We start from the raw sequence: 15,518 nt of genomic DNA, 5'->3' as shown, positions 1-15,518 counted from the left end.
TTAAACCAACAGCATCATTTTTTCAACAATGTGTTAATTTTAACTTAGTTAGAGATTCTGATAAAAGCCTGGATTTACTCCAGAATTTTGTTTTTTACCTCTTTGCTATAATTTCGGCCAATAGGAAGGGTATAGGATTGTATCTGAATTCGGTTTCCTTCTATAGATTTTACCTTATTTAAGGCAATAACGTATGATTTGTGTATTCGCAAAAAACGATCGGCTGGCAATTCTTCAGACAATGAAGTCAACGATTTATGCGTAATATAAGTCTTGTCTGGAGTGACTACTTTTATGTATTCTTTCATTCCTTCGACAAACAGGATTTCTTCAATATTAATTTTCATCATCTTTTTATCGACTTTGATGAAAATATGAGAATCACCCTTGGTTGTTTCTACCTTTATGTTGTTTTTTAAGTTGTACTCGGTAGTTATTTTATTAATACATTTAATAAATCTCGGAAGAGGAATAGGTTTTACTAAATAATCTAAAACATCGAGATCATAACTTTCTGCTGCAAATTCCCTGAAAGCAGTTGTAATAATAACCTTGGTTTTGCTTTCGATTAAACTAATCAATTCAAATCCGGTCATCATTGGCATATTGATGTCAAGAAAAACAGCGTCAACGGGAGTGTTGTTTATGAAGTCAAGTGCTTCCAGTGAATTATTGAAAGTCGCAATAACTTCAAAATCCGGAAAATTAACAAAGTAATTTTGCAGGACTTTAATCGCTAAAGGCTCGTCATCAATCAATACGCATTTAATCTTCATTATGAATAGGTATTTGCAAACGGATTATGTAGTAATTTAATTTAGTACTGCTTTTTAAGCTAAAATTGTTCTTGTAAATTAGTTTTAATCTCTTTTTGGTATTGACTAACCCAATTCCGCCTTTTGAATTATGATTTTGTGAAATTACAAAATTATTTAGGATTTCAAAATCCAGCATTTTATTGTCAATAGATCTGCAATTTATTTTGATTTTGAAATTAGGATTGTTTACACCACCGTGTTTAAATGCATTTTCGACTAATGAAATAAAAATTAATGGAGGAACAACAATGTCTTCAATTTCAGATTCTAAATTTATAGTGACTTCAACATTTTCAAAACGCAGCTTTTCAATTTCTACATAATTTTGAATATAGTCTATTTCTTTAATTAATGGTACGAACTTAGTTCCTTTAATGTCATACAAAACGTATTCCATCAATTTTGAAAGCTTAATGATTACGTCAGGCACTTTGTCTGAAGATTCTAATGATAAAGCGTATAAATTATTTAGCGTGTTGAAAAAGAAATGTGGCTGTATCTGGTTTTCCAGATATTTCAGTTTTATTTTAAGCTGATTTTCTCTTAGAGAACGGTTTCTTTCACGCTCTTTCAGCCATGTTAGTGTAAGGTAAACCGAAGAAGCCATTGCTAAAACATACAATTCTCCAATACAAACAGCAACAATATGATTGATCTCAAAAGGGTGATATTCACGATTGGCTTCCGGCCAGATATTTTCAGAAATAATATAATAGGTTAGTGCTGTTTTGCATAAATACATTACAAATAAACTGAGCAGTAACATAATTGTATATGAAATGTATTTTTGTTTTAGTACAAAGCGCGGCACTAAAACAAAGAGATTAAAATAAACTAACGGAATGACCAAAGCAAATTCGATCGAGTTTGATTTGAACGCATATGGGTAATCATTAAAATAAGCTCCCCATCTCAAAAAGTTTAAAGTAAAATAGACACCCCAAAACCAAATATGATTTTGAAGTTTGATGTCAAATTTTAGTTTTTGAATTTCGTTCAAGTTACGTAGTGGAATTTTAACTTTTAACAGTTATTTAATTATTGTGCAACTTTAAACAATTAGTTGGTAAAACGCAATTGTTTTGAGTAAAAAAATAAAATAAATATGAATTGGTAAAGAATTTTTATTCAAAAACGTTTTCGTATCATATAATATTTCTAAAAACTACTTCTTTATTATTAAATCTTTATTTGTTAATTCTCAGATTCTTAAAGACTTGTGTTTATTTGGATTTTACAACAAAATGTTGCTTTTAGTAAATATAAAGTTGTGAAATATTTAAAAAAGTAATTTTATTCTAACAGAAAACGTTTTCGAAAAACACATTATTGATTGTTTTATGTCGTTGGTTTAAAAAACATAGCTGTTGGTATAAATTATTTTTTTTAACAATCTCTTAAGAATAATTTTACCTCATAACTAACAAAATAAATAAACATGAAAAAAATTTTCTTAATCTTTATGATTGTTTTTACGGCGCAGGTTTCGCTTGCTCAGGTAAAAAATGTTAAAGGTGTGATTACAGGCTCTGATGGTATGCCATTACCAGGAGCGTCTGTAGCTGTGCAAGGAGGTCAAAAGGGTGCAACTACCGATTTTGATGGATTGTATTCTATTGAAGTACAAAAAGGACAAACATTAGTTTTTAGCTATGTTGGTCTTGAAACACAAAACATAGTTGTAGGAGATGCTACTACAATCAATGTTAAAATGCAGGAAGGTGCATCAAACGCATTAAACGAAGTTGTAGTAACTTCTTTGGGTTTGAAGAAAAGTAAAAAATCTGTAACATATGCTACTCAGGATCTTAAAGGCGAAGAGATGACAAGAGTTAAAGATGCCAACTTAATGAATACTGTAGCGGGTAAAATTGCCGGTGTTGCGGTAACTAAGAGTTCTTCTGGAGTTGGTGGATCTACTAAAGTAGTTATTCGTGGTAACTCATCAATTACAAACAATCAACCTCTTTATGTTATAGATGGTGTACCTTTTATTAATATTTCAGCAGCTCAGCCAAATGATCCGTTTGGAAATATGGCAGGAGGAAATAATGATGGAGGGGATGTAGTTTCTTTATTAAATCCTGATGATTATGATGGAATGACTGTTCTTAAAGGTGCTTCTGCTGCTGCATTATACGGTAGTTTAGGTGCAAGGGGAGTAGTTATGTTAAATTCAAAAAAAGCAAAAGATGGAGTGGCGAGAGTAAAGTTTTCTTCCGTTACAAATGTGGATAGTGCTGCTTACTTACCTGAATTTCAAAATTCATATGTGGCCGATGCAGGAAGTCCAGTAACTTGGGGAAAAAATGCTGATGGTAGTTATAAAAAAGGAGATAGCGGATTCGAAGTTAAGGATTTCTTTAATACAGGTGTTACACAAATTTCTTCTTTAGGATTTTCTGTTGGTACAGATGTAGCTTCAACAAATTTGACTTATGCTAATACAATTGCAAGTGGAATTATGCCAGAAAATAAGTTGAATAAAAACAACTTTGGAATTAACCAGACTGTTAAATTTTTTGATAAGAAATTAATTATCAATGCTTCTGGGAATTATGTTTCTCAGTCAATTAACAATAGACCTGTAAATGGACTTTATTTTAACCCATTAACAGGATTATATACTATGCCAAGAGGTAATGATTTTAATTACTACAAAAATAACTATGAACTTTTTGATGATACTAGAAATATCTACAAGCAAAATTGGGTTGGTATAACTGAGTATACACAAAATCCATATTGGTTAGTAAATAGAAACAAGTCGGTTAATGAAAATACATTTTTCAAAGGAACTCTTGCTGCTGATTATATCGCGAACGATTGGTTAACATTTACATCAAGATATAGCTATAACTCTAGTGGTAATACTTTTGATAAAAAAATGTATGCGACTTCAGCTTCAGCTCTAGTAAATCAGACAGGTAGATACATTTATACTACAAGTTTAAGTACTTTTAATTATGCAGATTTCTTAGCTAAAATTAACACATCATTCTCTCCTGAAATTAGTTTTAATGGAATTTTTGGTACTAGTATTTCAAAAACTTCATCTACTAATGGTACAATTTTAGATTCTGGAATTGATTCAGGTGGATTAAAATACACGAACTGGTTTACGTTAGGAAACTTTAATAATAACGCAGCTAACCAACAAGTTAGTGGTGGTAAAAGAGAAGTTCAGTCAGTTTTTACTTCTATGACTTTTGGGTATAAAGATTATTTATATTTAGATTTAACAGGAAGAAATGACTGGTCATCTACTTTAGCAAACACTGATACAAATTCATATTTTTATCCTTCAGCTGGTTTGTCAGGGATCATTAGTGAAATGACATCTTTACCAGATTGGATTAGCTATGGAAAAGTACGTGGATCTTATGCTCAGGTAGGTAGCGATATTACTCCAAATATTACTAATCCTGTAAATACAATTCTTGGTGGAAACATTGTTGCTCCTCCAGTAGGACCAAGACCAGGAAGCTCTTTGAAGCCAGAAAAACAAACTTCGGTAGAATTTGGTACAGACTGGAAAATGTTTAATAACAGACTTGGTTTTGAATTAACTTATTATAACTCAAAAACAGATAATCAATTAATCACTGTACCTGCTCCGTCTACAGATCCTAATGGATATGTTAATTATGCTTATAATGGTGGGCGTGTTGAAAATAAAGGTTTTGAAGCTATCGTTTATGGATCAATTATCAAAAATGATAAATTCTCTTGGGATGCTACTTTAAACTATTCAAGAAACCGTAATAAAGTAACAGGTATTCCTGCAGATTTAGGAGGTGTTTTAATTTTGACTCCTTCTGGATCAAATAGTTATCAGTATGCTTTAATCGAAGGAAAACCATTTGGTCAGATTATGGGTAAAAATCTTGTAAAAGATGCTCAAGGTAGATTGGTGTTAAATGCAAGTGGAGATGTACAAGTTTCTAAAGATTTTGAAGCAGTTGGTTGTGCAAATCCAGATTTTATGATGGGACTTGAAAACTCATTCAATTTTGGACCGGTAAATTTCAGATTCCTTATTGATGCCAGAATTGGTGGTGATGTTATGAGTGTAACTCAAAGTATTTTGGATCAGACAGGAGTTTCTAAAGTTACTGGTGATGCAAGAAATGCAGGAGGACTAGTTCAAATAAATGCAGTAGCAGCTGACGGAGTAACACCGGTTACAACAATGGATGCTTATAAATACTACAACACAGTTGGTGGTAGAAGTGGTGCAAGTGGAGAGTATATGTATGATGCAACAAATGTAAGTATGAGAGAAATGTCAGTTGGTTATACTTTTAATACTAAAAAGATTTCATTTATTAATTCTGCAAGTTTATCATTAATTGCTAGAAACTTGTTCTTTTTCTACAAAGATGCACCATTCGATCCTAACGTTTCATTAAGTTCAGGAGAAGGATTGCAAGGTGTGGATATCTACGGAATGCCTTCTACAAGAAGTATAGGATTAAATTTAAATGTAACTTTCTAATAACAAAATCATGATCATAAATAAATTAAAAACATCAGCAATTTGTATTTCTCTGCTTGCAGCAGTAAGTTGCACAAGTGATTTTGAGAATATAAATACAAACGAAACCGGAGCTTCAAACAAAGATTTGGAGCAGGACTATAACAATATTAAGGCTCCTTTTGGACCAATGTTTGCAAACGTATTGATTCTTACGGCGTGGCCATATCAGTATCAGCAAAACTTACAAGCTGACGTGTGGTCGGGGTACATGTCTTCAGGGGCAGGATTTGCAACGGGTAATAACCATACTTATTCGCTTAATGATGGCTGGAATTATCTAGCTTGGGAAGAAGCGTATAAAGGTATTATGGCTAATGCTTTAAGAATTAAACAGAGAGCACAAGGAAAATATGATCAGTTTTACTCTATATCTTTAATTATTAAAGTTGCTGAAATGAGTAGAATTACTGATATCTATGGGCCAATTCTTTACTCTAAGTATGGAACTGAAGGAACTTCATGGACATATGATTCACAACAGGATGTATACAACCAAATGTTTGAAGAATTAGATTTTGCTGTTACAGATCTAACAAAAAGAGTTGCTGCAAAAGAAGCTACTTTATTTGCTTCAACAGATGTTTCTACTTATGCTGGTAGCTACGAAAAATGGGCAAGATACGCAAATTCACTGCGTTTAAGATTAGCAATGCATATTGTAAAAGTAGATCCAGCTTTAGCTAAAACGCAGGCTGAAAAATCGCTTAACAGTACAATTGGAGTTATGAAAACTGCAGATGATGCTATGATTCTTAATCCACCAAATTATAGTAACCCAGTGGCTGCTATTAGTCAGTCTTGGACAGATATTAATATGTCTGCAGATATAGAATCTATTATGGGCGGGTATAATGATCCAAGATTAGCTTCTTATTTTATTTCTGGTCCAGCTTACCCTGGTCAGTTCAAAGGTATTCGTAATGGAATTGATATTACTGATGCTCACTATAGAGATTTTTCTAAAGTAAATAGTTCACAAACAGTTTGGATGACTACAGCTGAGGTTTATTTTTTGAGAGCTGAAGGAGCTTTAAGAGGATGGAATGTTGGTGGTACTGCTAAAGACTTATATGAAGCAGGTATTGCAGCATCTTTTGCTCAGTATGGTTTGTCTGGCGCAGCTGCTTATGCTCAAACTACTTCAGTAGCTAAAGATTATGACGATCCAACTTCTACTATTAATGATGCTGTTGCAGTTAATTTAGTTCCTGTGAAATATAATGAGGCTGGTACAAATGAGCAGCAATTACAACAAATTATTACACAAAAATGGATTTGTGGTTTTCCAGAAGGACAAGAAGCTTGGACAGAATGGAGAAGAACAGGATATCCTAAACTATTTAAAATTGTTAAAAATACTAGTGGAGGTGTAATTCCAACAGATTTAGGAGTTCGTAGAATTAACTTTATCAATTCTGAAAAAGCAGGAAATAAAGTTGGTTATGAGTCTGGAGTTGCATTACTTAATGGTCCGGACAATGGAGCAACAAGACTTTGGTGGGATGTCAACAAAGGCAACTTCTAATAAGATTAATAGAATTTAAGTTTGGTTAGTAAATGGTATAGACGATGCAAATTGTCTATACCATTTTAAAAAATTTAAACTGCAAATACCAAAAAAAGAAAAAAATGAAAAGTGCTTTAGATATAAAACCTGATATCAGCTACAAAAGCGCCGGTAAATTTGAAGAAACAAGGTTTGAGAAAATTCACAACGAAATCTTCAAAAGTTCTATCGATGCTTCTGTGATTGTTGCTCAGGAAATTGCGCAGCTTATTCGATCTAAACAGGAGAAAAATAAAACTTGTGTTTTAGGTCTTGCGACAGGTTCTTCGCCAATAAAGGTATACGAAGAATTGGTTAGAATGCATAAAGAAGAAGGGCTGAGTTTTAGCAATGTGATCACTTTTAATTTGGATGAATATTATCCAATGTCAAAGGAGAACAATCAGAGCTATCATTATTTTATGCATCAGCATCTTTTTAATCATATCGATATTAAACCTGAAAATGTTAATATTCCTGATGGTAACGTTGCAATTGATGAGTTAAATCAATATTGTATCGATTACGAGATGAATATTAAAAATGCCGGAGGTCTTGATTTTCAGTTGTTAGGAATCGGGCGTACAGGTCACGTTGGTTTCAACGAGCCGGGATCGCACATCAACTCCGGAACCAGAATTATTACTTTGGACCATATTACCAGAGTAGATGCATCTTCTGATTTTAATGGTATTGACAATGTTCCGAAACGCGCCATAACAATGGGAGTTTCAACTATTATGCGATCAAAACGAATTGTATTGATGGCTTGGGGGCAAAATAAAGCTGATATTATCAAGAGAACCGTTCAGGGTGATATCAGTTCAGAAGTTCCTGCTACATTTTTACAAAATCATCCAAACGCAACTTTCGTTTTAGATCAGTCTGCTGCTTCAGAATTGACTCGTTTTAAAACACCTTGGTTGGTTGGAGAATGTATTTGGACACAAGAATTGAAAAGTAAAGCGATTGTTTGGTTGTGCCAAAAAACAAAGCAATCCATCTTAAAATTAACAGACAGAGATTACAATAATAATGGAATGTCTGATCTTTTGGCGCAGGAAGGTTCTGCTTATGATTTGAATATTAACATGTTCAATATTTTGCAGCACACTATTACAGGATGGCCAGGTGGAAAACCAAATACGGATGATTCACACCGTCCTGAAAGAGCAAATCCGGCAAAAAAACGAGTGATTCTTTTTAGTCCGCATCCAGATGACGATGTGATTTCTATGGGAGGGACTTTTTCAAAACTAATTAAACAAGGTCATGATGTACATGTTGTGTATCAAACCTCAGGAAATATTGCCGTTACAGATGATGAGGCGTTAAAATTTGCTGAAGTTTCTAACGATTTTGTTGGAGAAGCTGCCGCAGATATTAATTTCAAATCAGTAATTAAATTTTTAAACAATAAATCAGAGAACCAAATTGATTCTTTGGAAGTCCGCAAATTAAAAGGATTGATCAGAAGAAGGGAATCTTATGCTGCGACCAGATATATTGGTCTAAAAGATGAGAAGACACACTTTTTAGATCTTCCTTTCTATGAAACCGGACAAGTGAAAAAGAATCCGTTAGGACCTGAAGATATTGCAATTGTTAAGGATATTATCGCCAGAATAAAACCACATCAGGTATTTGCTGCAGGAGATCTGGCAGATCCGCACGGGACACATGAAGTATGTTTGAACGCTATTTTTGCCGCAATGGGAGAATTAAAGTCAGAAAAATATATGGATGACTGTTGGTTGTGGCTTTACAGAGGTGCTTGGCAAGAGTGGGATATTAATGAAATTGATATGGCAGTGCCACTTTCACCATCAGAAGTATTGCTAAAACGTCATGCAATTTTGTATCACCAATCTCAAAAAGACCGTGTTATGTTTCAGGGCAATGACTCAAGAGAATTTTGGGTTAGGGCAGAAGATCGTAATAAAAATACAGCTATTCTTTATGATGAATTAGGATTGGCTGAATATGAAGCAATCGAAGCTTTCAAACGTTTTGATTACTAATAAAAATTAGATTCGGAGTTAAAAACGAATCAAATGGCAAAATTCTCAGATTGATTTCATAGCGATTAGTGAGGTTCAATAAAGATCATTCTGAGTTTTGTTTTTTATCTATTTATTAATGTTATCTTGGGATAACATCTTTCAAAAAAAAGAAAAATGAAATATTTATTTGTACTACTATTAGCGGGTGTGACAGCTAATGCTCAAATTAAGAAAGAGCAGCTTAATCTTATGCCCTGGCCTCAAAATGTTGTTATAAACGACGGAAATTTCACTTTAACTAAAAACTTTAAAGTTAACGTTTCCGGAAATCCTAATCCAAGAATTTTTGGAGGAGTAACACGTTTTTTGCGCCGTCTGGATGGTAGAACAGGTATTTTTTTCGAACAAGGTTTTGTAACAAAACTGAATGAAGTTCCAACAGCCGAATTGCAAATTAATTGTAACAAAGCTGGAAAGATTGGTTTGTATGAAGACGAAAGTTATAATTTAGATATCAAATCAAACAAAATTACCATAAATGCTTCAAGTGATTTAGGTGCTTTGCATGGCTTGGAAACTTTATTGCAAATTTTGCAGAACAATAACAATTCATTTTATTTTCCGGTTTCTCAAATTTCAGACTTTCCAAGATTTACATGGAGAGGTTTGATGATTGATGCTGCGCGACACTTTCAACCAGTTGATGTAATAAAAAGAAATATTGATGCCTTGGCTGCTATGAAAATGAATGTTTTTCATTGGCATTTAGTAGATGATCAGGGTTGGAGAATTGAAACTAAAAAGCATCCAAAACTTATAGAACTGGCTTCGGATGGATTGTATTATACACAAGAGGAAATTAGAAATATCGTAAAATATGCTGATGAGCGCGGTATTTTAATTGTTCCTGAAATCGATGTTCCGGGTCACGGATCAGCAATACTTACAGCATATCCTGAAATAGGAAGCAAAGTGATCACGCTGACTGGTGGAACTTCAGAAAAAAATATTCAGGGAACCGCAATTGCGACCTATGGAATTGAAAGAAATGCAGGTATTTTTTCGCCAACATTAGATCCTTCAAATCCTAAAACATATCAAATTTTAAGTGAGCTTTTTGATGAAGTTTGCCCATTATTTCCAGGTGCTTATTTCCATATTGGCGGAGATGAGAACGAAGGTAAAGACTGGGATGCAAACCCAAAAATTCAGGCTTTCAAAAAGAAACATAATTTAAAGACCAATCACGAATTACAAACTTATTTTACGATGCAATTGGCTCCAATGTTAAAAAAACATGGAAAACAGTTGATGGGTTGGGAAGAAATCTTAACCAAAGATTTGTCAAAAGAAGCTATAGTACATTCATGGAGAGGACCAAACGAAGGTATGCCGGCCGGACAATCATTGGTCGATGCAGTGAAAAAAGGATATAAAACAGTTTTATCAAACGGATATTATATCGATTTGATGTATTCGGTTACTGATCACTATTTGAATGATCCAATGCCAAAAGGAGCCAATTTAACTGCTGATGAAAAAGCAAGAATTTTAGGTGGAGAAGCAACAATGTGGACGGAGCTTACAACATCAAATACAATAGATTCAAGAGTTTGGCCAAGAACAGCTGCAATTGCAGAAAGACTTTGGTCTCCTGAAGATGTAGTTGATGTGGCAAATATGCGCAAACGATTGGATAATGTTTCTTTCAGATTGGAAGAATTGGGACTTACACACATTCGAAATAAAGCTGTAATTCTAAGAAATGTTGCCAATAATCAAGATATAAAATTGCTTGAAGAATTTACAAATGTTAGCGAACCGCTAAAAGGATATACAAGAAATAAAGGAGGAACAGAATATCAAATGTATTCTCCGTTTACCTTATTTGCGGATGCTTGTACGCCAGACGCAAAAGATTCTTTAGCGTTTAATGATGCGGTTTCGCAATATTTAGCCAACAAAACACCTGAAAACAAAGCAAAAGTGGCGGCATTTTTCAATAACTGGATTGCTTTAAATAAAGGTTTGGTGGAGTTAGGTAAAAATGCACCATTGGTTCAGCCAATTTTACCATTGGCTAAGAAATTAAGCGATGCATCACAAGAATTATTGCTTGTTTTGGATAACAAATCAACTTTGAAAGCGGAGGATTTAAAAAGTCTGATTGAACAATGTAATACAAAAGATCATGCAGATGTTGAATTGTCTGTGTATCCAAGTCTTAAAAAATTAATTTAAAAGTGTTATTGAATTAGTATGTGGCTGTTGCCAATGTTTGTTTAGTAATAATTATCTCTTTCGGATTTTCGGAAGAGATAATTATAAAAATCAAAACACGATTCAAGCTTTAATAAAATAGAAATAAAATATTTGGACGGTTAAAATTGAGTTTGGTTATTTATTTTTTAATCTAAGTTTTATTTCAGAATGTACCAATTTTAAGTAATTTGTTATTTGGTTTTTGCTTAAATGCGGACATTGTAAAACCTGGTAAATCTCTATTACCAGGTTTTTTTATTTTTTAGGTTTTTTAGAATTTTGCTTAATCCATTTATCTACTGGTATTTTACGTTCCAGATATTTAGAATAGTCTTTGTGATTGATTAATTCCATGTAAAGGACATAGAAATTTTTACCGTCTGCAGAGACTTTAAAGTTTTTGAAATCATCGTAATTTTCATCAGAAGCTTTAATATAATAATCGCATAATTCGAATGTTTTTATTTTGTAAAAAGGATCAAACGCTGTTGGTTTTCCTACTATTTCAAAGTAAATTGTTTTCTCAGTACATTCGAAACCATTTATCTGATTGATTTGTTCTTTTCTTTTTTCGAAAAAGGCAAGAATTTCTTTTTCCTTTTCGTTGTATTCAAATTGATATGGAATAAATTGATGCTTTTCTGTTTCAAAATCCTTAGGATGATTTCGTTTGTTAGTTGGCTGTATTTCGATTCCACTTTTACCAACAAAACCCCAAGTTCCGCCAACTAAAGGCGGATGTTCTTCATCTTTAGATCTGTCAAAATAACAACCGTTACAAAATTGAGAAAAGCCAAAGTTTATCGGTGACATCCAGTCGTATTTTGCCGGAATGATTTTCTCGCCAAAATCATTATATAAACCAACTTTTTTATTTTCGCTATAGCGGATAAAACCTTCCTGAAAATAATCAGATCCTTCACCAGTTGGGTAAGGAGAAAATAAAAAATTACCATTTCGGTCATAATATTTAAAGAAATCCATCATAAAAATCATGCTTTTTATTTCCTGACCGTTAATAGATTTATCAGCATTCATTGAATACTGCGCCGGAATAATAATCTTTCCTTTCTGATTTTTAACTCCTAATAAACTGTCATTTTGTACATAATAATAAAGCTTTTCGGTTTGTGAAAATCCTAGGATAGAAGATACCGAAAAGATTGCTAGTAGTAATTTTCTCATTTTAAAATGATTTTATAAATGAAAACGAAATAGGGCTAGTGATATTGTATTCAAAAATACTAATATAATTGCCGGATTTTTAAGTAATTTTGAAGCTAAATTATTGCATTGTTTCATGAAGAAGTTATTTACGCTCGTATTTATATTTTTAATTTTTACTTCGGCTATCAGCCAAAATAAATTCGGAAATCCTGAAGTGGATCCCATTCAAATTCAAAAAACATACGAACAATGGTCTGTTTACAATAAAAAGATAATGCTTTCAAGAGATTTTATCGCTCTTGATGCTTCTTCAAAAGAAATCTCAAAAGAAATATTTTTGAATCAATTGGCAAATGGTAGTTTTATTCCAATCCAACTAAAATCAGAAGCAAATATTTTCGTTTATAAGCTATTTGCAATTCAGCCAAAAACAGATTCAAGTATCAAAGCAACCATTAATCAAATAGGTTTTGATGCTTATAAAAACTACAAAATGGAAGGGACGGCTTTTCCAAAATTTTCATTTAAAGATTTAAGCGGAAATTTGGTTACCAACGAATCCATGAAAGGGAAAATAATTGTAATAAAATGTTGGTACATTCACTGCACGCCTTGTATTAGAGAATTTCCACAAGTGAATAAATTAGTAGAAGAATACAAAGATCGAAAAGATATTCTTTTTATAAGTTTAGCCGAAGATTCTCCTGAGCAGCTAAAAACATTTCTGGCAAGAAAACCACTTTCTTATGTTGTAATTCCAGACATGAAAGAATATATGAATGAAGCTTTGCAATTGAATTCATTTCCAACACATTTTATTTTAAACAAAGAAGGAATGATTGCGAAAGTTTTGCCGAATTTCGAAAGTCTTGAAATGGCTTTGGAGAAGGAAAGCAAACTCTAGCTGAATTAATCTCGCAAAGTAATCTCATTTTTGTCATTTCGGCGGAGGAGAAATCTTCATAAGAAACTCCGTAACAATAATGCAAGCTTTGTTGAGCTACTCGCGAAGATTTCTCCTCCGTCGAAATGACAAGATTACGTATAATCATCTATATAAAAATAAAACTTTGCGCCTCTGCGCCTTTGCGAGAACCTCCTTATCAATATAAAAAACTTAGCACCTTTGCACCTTTGCAACTCTGAACCTTTTTCACTACTTTTGCACCAAATTAATTAAAAAGACATTCATGTTAACAGTCAATAATTTATCAGTTCAATTTGGCAAACGAATTTTGTTTGACGAAGTAAATACCACATTCACTCACGGAAATATTTACGGCGTTATTGGAGCCAATGGTGCTGGAAAATCTACATTTCTAAAAATCATTTCAGGCGATATGGACCCAACTTCAGGGCACATTCACTTAGAGCCGGGAAAACGTATGTCGGTTTTAACGCAAAATCATAACTTGTTTGATGAGCATACCGTTTTGGAAACCGTTTTAATGGGAAATAAAGTTTTGTACGCTGTTAAAAAAGAAATGGATGAACTTTATTTAGATTATAATGATGCTAATGCAGACCGAATTGGAGAGCTTCAGGTTCAGTTCGAAGAAATGAACGGATGGAACGCTGATTCTGATGCTGCGTCAATGTTGTCTAACTTAGGAATCACAGAAGCAGATCATTATACTTTAATGGCAGATATGGAAGGAAAAATGAAAGTACGTGTGCTTTTGGCACAGGCACTTTTCGGGAATCCTGATGTATTGATTATGGATGAGCCTACCAACGATTTGGATTTCGAGACAATCGCTTGGTTAGAAAACTTCCTTGCAAACTATGAAAACACTGTAATTGTAGTATCTCACGACCGTCACTTTTTAGACGCGGTTTGTACACATATTTCTGATATTGATTTCGGAAAAATCAATCATTACTCAGGAAACTATACTTTCTGGTACGAGTCTAGCCAATTAGCGGCAAAACAACGTGCACAGCAAAACAAAAAAGCAGAAGAAAAGAAACAAGAGTTGGAAGAATTTATTCGTCGTTTTAGTGCAAACGTTGCGAAATCTAAACAAGCAACTTCTCGTAAAAAAATGATTTCTAAATTGAATATTTCTGAAATCAAACCTTCTAGCCGTCGTTATCCAGCGATTATTTTCGATCAGGATCGTGAAGCCGGAGATCAGATTTTGAATGTAGAAGGTTTGGCTGCATCTGTAGATGGAGAAGTTTTATTTAAAGATGTTGATTTGAATATGGCAAAAGGCGATAAAATCGTTCTTTTCTCTAAAGATTCACGTGCTACAACGGCTTTCTATGAAATCTTAAATGGCGAGCAAAAAGCAGATGCTGGAAGTTTTGACTGGGGAATTACAACTAACCAGGCTTATTTACCAGCTGAAAACCATAAATATTTCGAAAACGATTTGACTTTAGTAGACTGGTTACGTCAATACGCTAAGACAGAAGAAGAGCGTGATGAGGTATTTATTAGAGGTTTCTTAGGAAAAATGATTTTCTCTGGAGAAGAAGCTTTAAAAACATCTAGAGTTTTATCTGGAGGAGAAAAAGTACGTTGTATGTTGTCTAGAATGATGATGGAACGTGCAAATGTTTTGATGCTGGATGAGCCAACAAATCACTTGGATTTGGAATCTATTACAGCTTTCAATAACTCATTGAAAAACTTTAAAGGATCTGTAATTTTCACAACGCATGATCACGAATTCGCACAAACTGTAGGTAACAGAATCGTAGAATTGACGCCAAACGGAGTTATCGATCGTTACATGACATTTGACGAATATCTTGATGATGAAAAAATTCAGGAGCAAAGAAAAAAGATGTACAATCTTTAATCTTTAAAACCACAATATTAAAAATCCCAAATTCCAAATTAGATTGGAGTTTGGGATTTTTTTGTATTAAAAAAAAATAGCCACGAATTGCACCAATTTCCACGAATTATATTTGTGCTAATTTGTGTAGTTAGTGGCAAAAAAAAATCCCCGCTATGAAAATAACGGGGATTTTTTTATGTCTTATTTGCTACCAAAAACTTTAGCGAAAATCCAGATAACAATCGCAATAATAAAGATTACGATAAATATTCCGAATCCCATTCCGGCTTTAAAAATGTCTCCAATAACTTCGCAGCTTGTAAATGAAAACAGTATTACAAATACCATTAACAATTTTAGTATTTTATTTTGCATGATTCTGAGTTTTTA

General features: G+C 33.2%; 10 protein-coding genes. 6 read left to right on the top strand and 4 right to left on the bottom strand.

Features of this window, described 5'->3' with window-relative positions:
• Window positions 1-74: 74 nt before the first annotated feature.
• Together BD847_RS11805 and BD847_RS11800 are read right to left on the bottom strand one after the other, a co-directional pair.
• A complete protein-coding gene (locus BD847_RS11805) occupies window positions 75-776 on the bottom strand; it encodes a LytR/AlgR family response regulator transcription factor (RefSeq protein WP_115888484.1) in 702 nt (233 codons plus the stop codon).
• Window positions 766-1,818 (bottom strand): sensor histidine kinase, encoded by a 1,053-nt coding sequence (locus BD847_RS11800; protein WP_115888483.1) that lies wholly within the window; start codon window positions 1,816-1,818, stop codon window positions 766-768. Before BD847_RS11800 ends, BD847_RS11805 begins: the two co-directional genes overlap by 11 nt.
• Window positions 1,819-2,256: 438 nt before the next feature.
• Here BD847_RS11800 and BD847_RS11795 point away from each other — a divergent pair, with 438 nt between their 5' ends.
• The 4 genes from BD847_RS11795 to BD847_RS11780 all read left to right on the top strand — a co-directional run bounded on the left by BD847_RS11795 (window position 2,257) and on the right by BD847_RS11780 (window position 11,148).
• The gene (locus BD847_RS11795; RefSeq protein WP_115888482.1) at window positions 2,257-5,316 is read left to right on the top strand and encodes a SusC/RagA family TonB-linked outer membrane protein; all 3,060 of its coding nucleotides are present in this window, start codon (window positions 2,257-2,259) and stop codon (window positions 5,314-5,316) included.
• Between the two features lie 10 nt (window positions 5,317-5,326).
• Complete coding sequence (locus tag BD847_RS11790; RefSeq protein WP_115888481.1) at window positions 5,327-6,883, top strand: RagB/SusD family nutrient uptake outer membrane protein; 1,557 nt, start codon at window positions 5,327-5,329, stop codon at window positions 6,881-6,883.
• Window positions 6,884-6,987: 104 nt separating this feature from the next.
• Window positions 6,988-8,925, top strand: coding sequence for a glucosamine-6-phosphate deaminase (gene nagB / locus BD847_RS11785; protein ID WP_115889007.1), 1,938 nt, complete (start codon window positions 6,988-6,990; stop codon window positions 8,923-8,925).
• A gap of 156 nt (window positions 8,926-9,081) precedes the next feature.
• Window positions 9,082-11,148, top strand: coding sequence for a beta-N-acetylhexosaminidase (locus tag BD847_RS11780; protein ID WP_115888480.1), 2,067 nt, complete (start codon window positions 9,082-9,084; stop codon window positions 11,146-11,148).
• Window positions 11,149-11,424: 276 nt separating this feature from the next.
• Here BD847_RS11780 and BD847_RS11775 read toward each other — a convergent pair whose 3' ends face one another.
• The gene (locus tag BD847_RS11775) at window positions 11,425-12,354 is read right to left on the bottom strand and encodes a WG repeat-containing protein (RefSeq protein WP_115888479.1); all 930 of its coding nucleotides are present in this window, start codon (window positions 12,352-12,354) and stop codon (window positions 11,425-11,427) included.
• Window positions 12,355-12,469: 115 nt separating this feature from the next.
• Between BD847_RS11775 and BD847_RS11770 the strand changes: the two genes are divergently transcribed.
• Together BD847_RS11770 and BD847_RS11765 are read left to right on the top strand one after the other, a co-directional pair.
• Window positions 12,470-13,240, top strand: coding sequence for a TlpA family protein disulfide reductase (locus BD847_RS11770; RefSeq protein WP_115888478.1), 771 nt, complete (start codon window positions 12,470-12,472; stop codon window positions 13,238-13,240).
• Window positions 13,241-13,526: 286 nt separating this feature from the next.
• The gene (locus tag BD847_RS11765) at window positions 13,527-15,146 is read left to right on the top strand and encodes an ABC-F family ATP-binding cassette domain-containing protein (RefSeq protein WP_115888477.1); all 1,620 of its coding nucleotides are present in this window, start codon (window positions 13,527-13,529) and stop codon (window positions 15,144-15,146) included.
• Between the two features lie 183 nt (window positions 15,147-15,329).
• On the opposite strand, the gene BD847_RS20845 is transcribed toward BD847_RS11765, so the two are convergent.
• On the bottom strand, window positions 15,330-15,503 hold the full coding sequence (locus BD847_RS20845) for a hypothetical protein (protein WP_167443856.1): 174 nt from the start codon (window positions 15,501-15,503) through the stop codon (window positions 15,330-15,332).
• Between the last annotated feature and the right edge of the window lie 15 nt (window positions 15,504-15,518).

The sequence above is a fragment of the Flavobacterium cutihirudinis genome, from assembly GCF_003385895.1.
GTDB classification, from domain to species: domain Bacteria; phylum Bacteroidota; class Bacteroidia; order Flavobacteriales; family Flavobacteriaceae; genus Flavobacterium; species Flavobacterium cutihirudinis.
This window is presented reverse-complemented; position numbering and strand designations above follow the sequence as displayed.

Bases quoted from the DNA above. Each gene is read 5' to 3' on its own strand.
- nagB (WP_115889007.1), top strand. From the start codon at position 6,988: ATGAAAAGTGCTTTAGATATAAAACCTGATATCAGCTACAAAAGCGCC.
- BD847_RS11775 (WP_115888479.1), bottom strand. From the start codon at position 12,354: ATGAGAAAATTACTACTAGCAATCTTTTCGGTATCTTCTATCCTAGGA.
- BD847_RS11765 (WP_115888477.1), top strand. From the start codon at position 13,527: ATGTTAACAGTCAATAATTTATCAGTTCAATTTGGCAAACGAATTTTG.
- BD847_RS11780 (WP_115888480.1), top strand. From the start codon at position 9,082: ATGAAATATTTATTTGTACTACTATTAGCGGGTGTGACAGCTAATGCT.
- BD847_RS11770 (WP_115888478.1), top strand. From the start codon at position 12,470: ATGAAGAAGTTATTTACGCTCGTATTTATATTTTTAATTTTTACTTCG.
- BD847_RS11790 (WP_115888481.1), top strand. From the start codon at position 5,327: ATGATCATAAATAAATTAAAAACATCAGCAATTTGTATTTCTCTGCTT.
- BD847_RS11805 (WP_115888484.1), bottom strand. From the start codon at position 776: ATGAAGATTAAATGCGTATTGATTGATGACGAGCCTTTAGCGATTAAA.
- BD847_RS20845 (WP_167443856.1), bottom strand. From the start codon at position 15,503: ATGCAAAATAAAATACTAAAATTGTTAATGGTATTTGTAATACTGTTT.
- BD847_RS11795 (WP_115888482.1), top strand. From the start codon at position 2,257: ATGAAAAAAATTTTCTTAATCTTTATGATTGTTTTTACGGCGCAGGTT.